Annotated in this window: 7 protein-coding genes and 3 pseudogenes; 4 read left to right on the forward strand and 6 right to left on the reverse strand. The window is 31.2% G+C overall.

All coding sequences use genetic code 11. The annotated features are described in order from the left end of the window. Positions 1 to 210: 210 nt before the first annotated feature. Positions 211 to 444: pseudogene (locus KQI94_RS16605) on the forward strand (integrase core domain-containing protein); the annotation flags it as partial. Between the two features lie 176 nt (positions 445 to 620). On the opposite strand, the gene panD reads toward KQI94_RS16605, so the two are convergent. The 4 genes from panD to KQI94_RS14230 are packed head-to-tail and all read right to left on the reverse strand — an operon-like array spanning position 621 to position 3,591. Then, on the reverse strand, positions 621 to 1,016 hold the full coding sequence (gene panD, locus KQI94_RS14215; RefSeq protein WP_002297874.1) for an aspartate 1-decarboxylase: 396 nt from the start codon (positions 1,014 to 1,016) through the stop codon (positions 621 to 623). A gap of 12 nt (positions 1,017 to 1,028) precedes the next feature. After that, positions 1,029 to 1,877: a pantoate--beta-alanine ligase gene (gene panC / locus KQI94_RS14220; protein ID WP_002369228.1), complete on the reverse strand. Its 849-nt coding sequence runs from the start codon at positions 1,875 to 1,877 to the stop codon at positions 1,029 to 1,031. A gap of 14 nt (positions 1,878 to 1,891) precedes the next feature. Continuing rightward, complete coding sequence (panB, locus tag KQI94_RS14225; protein WP_002287874.1) at positions 1,892 to 2,719, reverse strand: 3-methyl-2-oxobutanoate hydroxymethyltransferase; 828 nt, start codon at positions 2,717 to 2,719, stop codon at positions 1,892 to 1,894. A gap of 11 nt (positions 2,720 to 2,730) precedes the next feature. After that, positions 2,731 to 3,591, reverse strand: coding sequence for a Rossmann-like and DUF2520 domain-containing protein (locus tag KQI94_RS14230; protein ID WP_002349114.1), 861 nt, complete (start codon positions 3,589 to 3,591; stop codon positions 2,731 to 2,733). A gap of 237 nt (positions 3,592 to 3,828) precedes the next feature. Between KQI94_RS14230 and KQI94_RS14235 the strand changes: the two are divergent. Next, positions 3,829 to 4,998 (forward strand): annotated as a pseudogene (locus tag KQI94_RS14235) (IS256 family transposase). Between the two features lie 324 nt (positions 4,999 to 5,322). Here KQI94_RS14235 and KQI94_RS14240 read toward each other — a convergent pair. Together KQI94_RS14240 and KQI94_RS14245 are read right to left on the reverse strand one after the other, a co-directional pair. Further along, positions 5,323 to 6,642 carry a HAMP domain-containing sensor histidine kinase gene (locus KQI94_RS14240; protein ID WP_002383089.1) on the reverse strand — a complete coding sequence of 440 codons (1,320 nt, stop codon included), beginning with the start codon at positions 6,640 to 6,642 and terminating at the stop codon, positions 5,323 to 5,325. After that, a complete protein-coding gene (locus KQI94_RS14245) occupies positions 6,639 to 7,292 on the reverse strand; it encodes a response regulator transcription factor (RefSeq protein WP_002285815.1) in 654 nt (217 codons plus the stop codon). Before KQI94_RS14245 ends, KQI94_RS14240 begins: the two co-directional genes overlap by 4 nt. A 373-nt stretch (positions 7,293 to 7,665) precedes the next feature. On the opposite strand from KQI94_RS14245, the pseudogene KQI94_RS14250 reads away from it, so the two are divergent. Both KQI94_RS14250 and KQI94_RS14255 read left to right on the forward strand, forming a co-directional pair. Beyond that, positions 7,666 to 8,231, forward strand: a pseudogene (locus KQI94_RS14250) (ISL3 family transposase); the annotation flags it as partial. A gap of 127 nt (positions 8,232 to 8,358) precedes the next feature. Then, positions 8,359 to 9,386: ISL3-like element IS1251 family transposase (locus KQI94_RS14255; protein WP_216454298.1), on the forward strand; the 1,028-nt coding region annotated here is incomplete at its 3' end.

Here is a 9,386-nt window from a genome sequence, read left to right on the forward strand (position 1 = left end):
CCGTAACCAGAGATTGGCGCAGCGAATCCTTGATAATGAGCTCGGATGTGCTAACGCTAGCGAGGCAGTCTAACTTTAACTGTTAGCTCCTGCCGAAGATCGTCACATCCGAGGAGGCTCATTGTCTAGGACAATCGGAATAGTATACGGAAAGAAGTTCTGCACCTTATAAAATTTGTCAAAAAAACTGTTGCCATTCCATTAACGAGTTCTGTTCTTTTTCATACAGATCAAGGGTCTCAATATACCTCTTTTGAATTTAGAAAATTTATAGAGGATCATCCGATTGTCCACTCACTTTCAAAACCAGGTTATCCGTGGGATAACGCCGTTACCGAAGCTTTTTTTTAATATATGAAAAAAGAAGAATTAAATCGCCGTTCATTCCATTCAATTGAAGAAGTACGGTTGGCTTGTTTTGCCTACATTGAAGGCTTCTATAACACCAAACGTCCTCATGGAACATGAGATATGCTTACACCAAATGAAATGGAGGCTCTTTACTTTGAAAATCTTTAAGTATCTTCTCTTTTTGTGTCTACTTTATTGACATCTATCCAATTAGTAATCAATAAATATTTCAATAATAGTCTAGCTATATATAAATAACATTACAAAACCTAAAGAATTATATCTGATAACCTTCCATGTTTTTCATATGATGTTACTCTTTCAACTTTATTATTATCATCGACAAAAACAACCTTAGGTCTATGATCCTTAACCTCATTTTCATTTAATTCACAATATGCCATTAAAATTATTTTATCTCCAGTTGATACACATCTAGCTGCAGCTCCATTCAAGCAAATCATCCCTGTTCCTCTCTCTCCAGCTATTGTATAAGTTTCAAATCTATTTCCATTATTAACATCAACTATTTGTACTTTTTCATATTCATATATTCCTGCTGCTTCTAATAAATCCATATCAACAGTAATACTTCCTACATAATCTAACTCAGCTTGTTCAACTTTAGCTCTATGTATTTTTCCTTTTAACATTGTAACTTTCATTATTATAGCCCCCTATTGTAATTCAAATGTAAAATTATCTATTAATCTTGTTTTTCCTATAAATACTGCTATTGCAACTAAAACTGATTTTTCAATATAATTTACTCTTTGTAATGATAAAGAATCAACAACTTCTACATAATCAATCTTTGCCAAATTACAAGTATTTATATTTTTACTTATTATCTCAATTATTTTTAAGCTATCTCTCTCTCCATTATTTAAGGCTTCCTTAGCTAAAGTTAAAGATTTATTTAAAATAGTAGCTGAAGATCTTTCCTCTAAACTTAAGTATGTGTTTCTAGAACTTTTAGCTAGTCCATCCTCTTCCCTTATAATTGGACACCCTACAACGTCTATATCAATATTAAGGTCCCTAACCATTCTTTTAATTACAGCTAACTGTTGTGCATCCTTTTCTCCAAAATAAGCTCTATCTGCTGGTATTATGTTAAATAATTTACTTACAACAGTGCAAACCCCTCTAAAATGTATTGGCCTACTAGCTCCACATAAACCTTCTGTTAATCCAGTTATATTAACAAAAGTACTTGCATTGTCACAATACATCTCTTCAACTTCAGGATTAAATATTGCTGTTGCTCTACCTCTTGTGCATACTTCTATATCTCTTTCTAAGTCTCTTGGATAACTACCTAAATCTTCATTTTTCCCAAACTGAGTTGGATTTACAAAGATACTTACAACAACTTTATCATTTTCTTTTGATGCTTTTCTAATTAAACTTTCATGACCTTCATGTAAATATCCCATAGTAGGAACTAATCCTACCTTTAAGCCTTGTTTTTTCCACTCTTTTACTTGACTTCTAACATCATTTACTGTTTTAAATATAACCATATTTCTTGACCCTTTTAATATAATTTTTCTAAAACATCATCACTTATTTTAAACCCATGTTCTGGACCTGGAAAAACTCCATCTTTTACTTCCTCTATATATTTTGTAAATGCTTTATTCATCTCTTCTGATAAATTAGCATATTTCTTCACAAATTTAGGGGTAAAATCACTATACATCCCCAACATATCTTGATATACAAGAATTTGTCCATCACACCCTGCACCTGCTCCAATACCAATTGTAGGTATTGATATCTCTTTAGAAATTAACTCTGCAAGCTTAGTTGGAACACATTCTAACACTACAGCGAATGCTCCTGCTTTTTCTACAGCTTTAGCAGCTCTTATTAATTCTTTAGCAGCTTCCTTGTCCTTTCCTTGTACCTTAAATCCTCCAAATGCATTAACAGATTGAGGTGTTAAACCTATATGCGCCATAACAGGTATAGAAGCCTTTACTATAGCCTCTATTTTATCGCATACTTCTATCCCTCCTTCTAATTTAACAACCTGAGCTCGTCCTTCTTTTATTAATCTTCCTGCATTAACTACTGAATCATATACTGAAGTTTGATAAGACATAAATGGCATATCTGCAACAACTAAAGTGTTCTTAGCTCCTCTTGTAACTGCTCTAGTATGATGAATCATGTCTTCCATTGTTACTGAAAGTGTATCTTCATGTCCTAGACATACCATACCAAGAGAATCTCCTACTAATATTCCATTTATCCCAGCTTCATCAATTATTTTTGCTGTTGAATAGTCATAAGCTGTAAGCATTGTTAATTTTTCATTTCTTAATTTAGATTCTTTAAATGTAACTGCTGTATTTTTCATCTATCTCTCTCCTAACTCTCTCCTAAATACTTTTCTAATTCACTATAATCTCTATTAATATTTTTTAACATAGCTATCTCTAATACATTTTTTGATAATAGCATATATAAAGCTCTGTCTTCATCTGATAAAACTTCACAGTGACCTTTAATTGTTGAAATATCACAACGTTCAACTGGTCCTGTCAAACTTTCTATAATTCCTTTTTCTTTTATATTTCTAATATTAAATTCAATTAATGGATATAAAGCTTCAATTGCCATTTTTTCAGTAAATCCACATTGAATTAGATATGTAACGCTTGTATTAATAAGTCCTAGCACAAGGTTACTAGATACTACTGATGCGGCATGATAAAGAGATTTATTCTCCTTAGATACAATTACAGTACTATTACCTAACTTTTTGAAGAAATCACATAAAAACTTTGCATATTTTTCATCGCCTTCAATTGTTATAAAAGATTTTTTTAATTTTTTGTATGAATTATATTTATCTGATATTGAAAACATAGGATGGACAGAATAGCCATAAGCACCATAGTCCTGTATATTTGAAAAGATATCTGAAGATATTGCACCACTGCAATGGCAGATTAATTTGTTTTTGATTTGATAATTTTTAATTTCTTGCCATACCTCCTGAATTTGACCATCAGGAGTCGTAATGAAAATAGTATCATTTTCATCTACTAATTCTCTTAAGTTTAAATATTGTTTACTAGATGTAAAATTCGAAGCTGCTAATGACGAGTCTTCGCTTTTACTATAAAATCCTGTTACTTGTATTTTATGTTCCTGGAAATACTTCCCGAATGAACAACCTACCTTGCCGGCTCCAATAAAACCAACGTTCATAATTATCACCTCCATAAAGAAGTGAGACTACAAGTCCCATTCTTACGATATGAGCTTAAAAATAAAAATTAAATCAAACATACAGTATGGTTTTTTCAAATATCATCCATAGTTAGTTTATCATAATATCCCATATTTTAAAATAAAAGATAGCGTAAAATATTTTGTGTAAATAGAAATTTAGGGTAGAAAAAAAAGTCCATTCTGTAAAATTAAAGTTACCACACAGAAATTTTATAGGAGGACTTTCTCATGACTAAATTTACTATAGAAATTATGCAAACACTACTCAATAAAGGGGATTTAGATGAATTATTTCAGGATCATTTAGAGCGAGCGATTAATTCACTTCTACAAGCAGAGCTAACTGCTTTTTTAGATTACGAAAAATATGATTGAAATGGATTCAATTCAGGAAATTCCCGTAACGGGAATTATTCACGTACATTTAAAACAGAATATGGCGAGTTGAATTTAACTATTCCTAGAGATCGGAATGGCGAACTTTCTCAACAAACACTACCAGCATATAAGCGAACCAATGATTCATTAGAAACGACCATTATCCAATTATTTCAAAAAGGCATTACTATGGCTGAAATCTCCAAATTAATTGAAAAAATGTATGGTCACCACTATACGCCACAAACAATCTCCAACATGAGTAAATTGGTGGCTGAAGATGTTTTAGCTTTTAAAGAAAGAACGTTAGAAGCCAATTATTCCGTTATATTTATGGATGCGACGCATATCCCTGTGAAGCGACAGACTGTTTCGAAGGAAGCAGTGTATATTACGATTGGTATTCGTTTGGATGGAACCAAAGAAGTTCTTGGGTTTACTATTGCCCCAACTGAGTCTGCTTATATTTGGAAAGAAGTTCTTCAAGATCTTAGAAAACGTGGGTTAGAAGAAGTTTTATTAGTAGTGACAGACGGATTAAGCGGTATTGAAGAAAGTATCCATAGTGTGTATCCGAATGCCCAATTTCAACAATGTTGTGTGCATGTATCTAGAAATATCGCTCATAAAGTTCGTGTTCGAGATCGAAAAGAAATTTGTGAGGATTTCAAATTGGTTTACCAAGCGAATTCAAAAGAAGAGGCATTGGATCACATCGACTTTATGATTAGGAAATGGAAAAAGCAGTATCCAAGAGTCGTCAATTTACTCTTGAATCCTGCCCTATTAACCTTTTATAATTTCCCTCACGCCATCAGACGAACAATTTATTCGACGAACCTGATTGAAGGCTTTAATAAGCAGCTAAAACGATATACTCGAAGAAAAGAACAATTCCCTAATGAAGAATCTCTAGAGAGATTCTTCATTTCTCAATTTAATCAATATAACCAAAAATTTTTAGGTAGAATTCACAAGGGATTTAAAGAAATTCAGGATACATTAGAGTCGATGATTTAACTGTAATTAACAGAATGGATTTTCCATTTACACATAATTCTTGACGCTACCATAATCTAAATAACCATCATATTCATCTACTACTTATATAATTGAGTTTTATTAAACTTTTTAAGTTTCTATTCTATCAAATATTTAAACAATCTCTGCATCCGAAAAGACTACCTCGTATAGTTTTACTAACAATATTTTTATTAGCGTGTTCAAATCCTGATTTCTTGTATCAATTATTTTCTGTTCACTTTCAATAAGAAAAAAGTCTTTACTTCCATGGCTAATAATAAGTCTCTATTTTTCAATAACTATTGCAAAATTATATCTTAATTAAGAAAATATTTTTATTTTAAAGATAAAAAATTCTTCATCCTGCAATACTTTATATTCTATATTGTAATTATTCAGAATATTACTTACAATATATAAACCTAATCCATTACTATTTTCCTTATTTAAATCAAATTTAACATCAAATATTTTATCCATATTCGAAATTTTATTGTTACCGTATGAATTCTCTATATATAACCAATCATTAACTATCCCAATATTAATTACCCCATTTACATCAGTATATTTTACCGCATTACTAATCAAATTAGATAGAATAATCTTTAAAGCTGTTTTTCCTATATAAACATTCTCGTCTAATATATAATTATTGACAGTTATTTTCTTTTGATTTGCTAATATTTCATACTTTTTTAATATGTCTTCTAATGTATCATTTATTTTCAAATATTCTTCATCATTATTCAAATTTTCTATAGAATGAACTGATAATATTTGAGAAATATTTTTTGTTAAACTATCAACGATTTCAATACATTCATTAATATAAATATCTCTTTCTTTATATTTTCCAATATTGTATTTCATGTTTTCCAGTATTATTTTAAGACTAGCAAGAGGGGTTTTAAGTTCATGGGATGCACCTTTAAAAAAGTCATATTTTAACTTTTCTAATTTTAAAATTTCTTTATTTTTAAATTCCAAATCGTCAATTGTTCTTAATAAAGTAGAATACAAATCATTAATTTGTTGTTTTAATTCTCCAACTTCATCATTAGAGCTAACTTTTAAACTCATTTTTTTATCAAGTTTCATCATTTTATCAGTAACAATTTTTATTTCTTGTATATTATTTTTTATTGATTTTGCATAAATTAAAGAAATAATAGCAGAAAATAAAATTGATATTAATAAAGAATATGGTAAAAATTTAAGGCTTAAATCTTTCGCATCTTTTTGCATATCAGCTGTAGAAACAAATTGTAGATTTGTTTTTTTACCATCATTAAGCTTTATTTCTTTTTCTTCAATTATCAAAGAATTACTATCACTTTCTAAATTAACATTTATATTATCTTTGATTTGTATTTCATTCTTATTATTTTTTTCTTTTATGAATACTTTTATTTCACTACTCTTGGAATAAAACTCCAAAGTTTGTTCTATATATTTTATTTCTTTTCCATTCATATTACTAGAAATTTCATTTGCCATATTATGAATCTTTTCTTTTCTCGTCTCCAAATATGTTTTAGGAAAGATAAAAAAAACTAATGAATGAACTAATATAATTATTATTCCAAGAACAGAAAATATTTGTATGAACATTTTTGGAAATATCTTTAATTTTTTCATTTTCTCTCCAATTTATATCCTACATTTCTTATAGTAGTTATACAGTCTAATTGTAATTTTTTTCTAAGTTCTTTTATATATACATCTATTACTCGATCATAAGGAGTTTCTTCGCTATCTTTCCATACATAATCAATAATTTGCATTCTTGTTAACACTTGTCCATTATTATCCAATAAACATTTTAATACTTCTAGTTCTTTTGCATTTACATCTATTTCTTCACCATTTATTTTAGCTGTATAGCTATTAAAATTAACCGATAGATCCTTATATTCAAACTTCTCTAAATGTCCATAATTCTTCTTAATTAAAGAATCTATTCTAGCTTTTAAGACCGGCAATGAAAATGGCTTTTCTACATATCCGTCTACTAAATTAGTAAATGCATCAATTTTATATTCTTCATCACTAAATGCAGTCAAGATTAGAATTGGTAAATTGCTTTTCTTTCTAATTTCTTTCAACACTTCTAAACCATTTATAAAAGGTATCTGAATGTCTAAGATAACCAAATTTATATCGCTATTAAATTTTGACAAGGCTTCTCTTCCATCTTTAGCTTGAATAACAGTATATCCAAATTCTGAAAGATATTCACTTATTCCCTCTCTTATCATATTATCATCTTCAACAGTTAATATTTTCATATATACCTCCACTTAAGCCTATACACTAGATATTATACAGCATATTATGGCTCTATAATATCTAGTGTTGGTGACGCCTTCTGTTGCCAATACTTTTTCTTTTTTTTAATAAATGCAAACAGACACCTTGAAATCCTTTAGAATAAAGGGTTCTATAATATTTTGTGTTGTTGGAAAATCGAAGGCGATTTTCCAACAACACTTTTTCTTCGTTTCAACTCAAAAAGAGACTCACTTTTGGTAAAATTTAGTCGACCAAAACATCACCCTATCAAAGGAGTCGCTCTATGGATAATCATACTAGAAAATTACTCGGATTAACAGATAAACATTTATTTTTTGATGAAGATTGGCTGATTGAAAAAGAATATATGAGTATCGCACTTATCTGGAGTTGAAGAAACAACGATTTAAATGTAAGTCTTGCCAAAGAACATTCGTAGCGGATACCTCTGTCGCTGAAAAATACTGTTTCATTAGTCAAAAAGTTCGTTGGTCTGTTATTGCTCGCTTAAAAGAGAATACTTCCATGACGGAAATCGCCCGTCAGAAAAATATCTCCACTTCTTCGGTCTATCGTGTCATGAAGAGATTTTACCGCCCATTGAATCCTTTCAAACAGACTTTGCCAAAGGTCTTATGCTTTGATGAATTCAAATCGGTTCGACATGTGACCAGTGCAATGAGTTTTATCATGATGGACGGACAAAGCCATGCATTATTGGATATTGTCGAAAATCGACGCTTGCCTTATTTAGAACGCTATTTTCTCGGTTTTCATTAGCGACTCGTGAAGCCGTTCAATGGATTGTTATTGATATGTATGCGCCTTATGTTTCATTGGTGAAAAAGCTTTTCCCGAATGCTCAGTTGATCATCGACCGTTTCCACATCGTCCAACATATTGGCAGAACCTTCTTGAATCATCGAGTGAAAGAAAGGCTCTATACTTTTTGATGTTGGTGGATGACACCAGCATCTTTTTTATTTTCCAAAACATATAGAAAAGACACCTTGAAATCCTTTAGAATTAATTTGGCGAACCAACCCAAAAGGAGGAATCAAGATGTCTTACACTCACCTTATCAAAGAAACATTAGATATTCTAGACTTATCAGTTACTTTTAACGAAAATTGTCTCACAAAAGAAAAATACAAAGGGCAAATCTGTCATATTTATCGTGGAAACTTGATTTATACAGCCCAAGAATGCATCCACTGTAAACACCAGATTGCTTCAGATATTGTGCGTTGGGGTACAACAACCGTCCGGTTGTTAATGAACGATGTTTCTGAATACCGTACCTACCTCGAATTGAAAAAGCAACGCTTCAAATGCAAAGCTTGTCAGCGGACCTTTGTCGCAGATACTTCTGTTGCGAAAAAACATTGTTTCATCAGTGAGAAAGTCCGCTGGTCTGTCGTGACTCGTCTGAAAAAAAATACCTCAATGACAGAGATCGCCGCTCAGAAAAATCTATCGGTCTCTTCTGTTTACCGTATTATGAAGCGATTTTATCGTCCGTTGAATCCTTTTCGGACACCGTTACCTAAGGTACTTTGTTTTGATGAATTCAAATCAGTTCGGGGTGTTTCAGGTGCTATGAGTTTCATCATGATGGATGGACAAACACAGCGCTTATTGGACATTGTCGAGAACCGACAACTGCCTTTTTTAAAACGTTATTTTAGTCATTTTTCACGAGAAATTCGTGAAGCGGTCGAATGGATCGTGATTGATATGTACGCTCCTTATGTATCGCTCGTTAAAAAGCTGTTTCCAAAAGCACAGCTGATTATTGACCGGTTTCACATCGTCCAACATATTGGTCGTACCTTTCGCAATCATCGAATCAAAGAAACGAACCAACTATTAAAAAGCAAAGAACAAAAACACTATCAATTAGGTAAGCAATTAAAAAGATACTGGAAACTTCTTCAAAAAGATGAACGCAAGCTTGATTATACTCGACGCCTTTGGCGACCTGGCTTCAAAGCTCATTTAACAGAGACCGATATTGTGGATCGCTTACTGAAAGGGAGCCCTGCTTTGCGTGTAGGCTATCAGTTATATCAAGACTTTCTTTACGCTGT

Origin of the sequence: Enterococcus sp. S183_ASV_20, from assembly GCF_018919685.1 — a bacterium.
GTDB classification, from domain to species: domain Bacteria; phylum Bacillota; class Bacilli; order Lactobacillales; family Enterococcaceae; genus Enterococcus; species Enterococcus faecalis.

Coding starts and splice junctions, on each gene's coding strand:
- panD (WP_002297874.1), bottom strand. CDS start 1,016: ATGAAAGTTACAATGTTAAAAGGAAAAATACATAGAGCTAAAGTTGAA.
- panC (WP_002369228.1), bottom strand. CDS start 1,877: ATGGTTATATTTAAAACAGTAAATGATGTTAGAAGTCAAGTAAAAGAG.
- panB (WP_002287874.1), bottom strand. CDS start 2,719: ATGAAAAATACAGCAGTTACATTTAAAGAATCTAAATTAAGAAATGAA.
- KQI94_RS14230 (WP_002349114.1), bottom strand. CDS start 3,591: ATGGAGGTGATAATTATGAACGTTGGTTTTATTGGAGCCGGCAAGGTA.
- KQI94_RS14240 (WP_002383089.1), bottom strand. CDS start 6,642: ATGAAAAAATTAAAGATATTTCCAAAAATGTTCATACAAATATTTTCT.
- KQI94_RS14245 (WP_002285815.1), bottom strand. CDS start 7,292: ATGAAAATATTAACTGTTGAAGATGATAATATGATAAGAGAGGGAATA.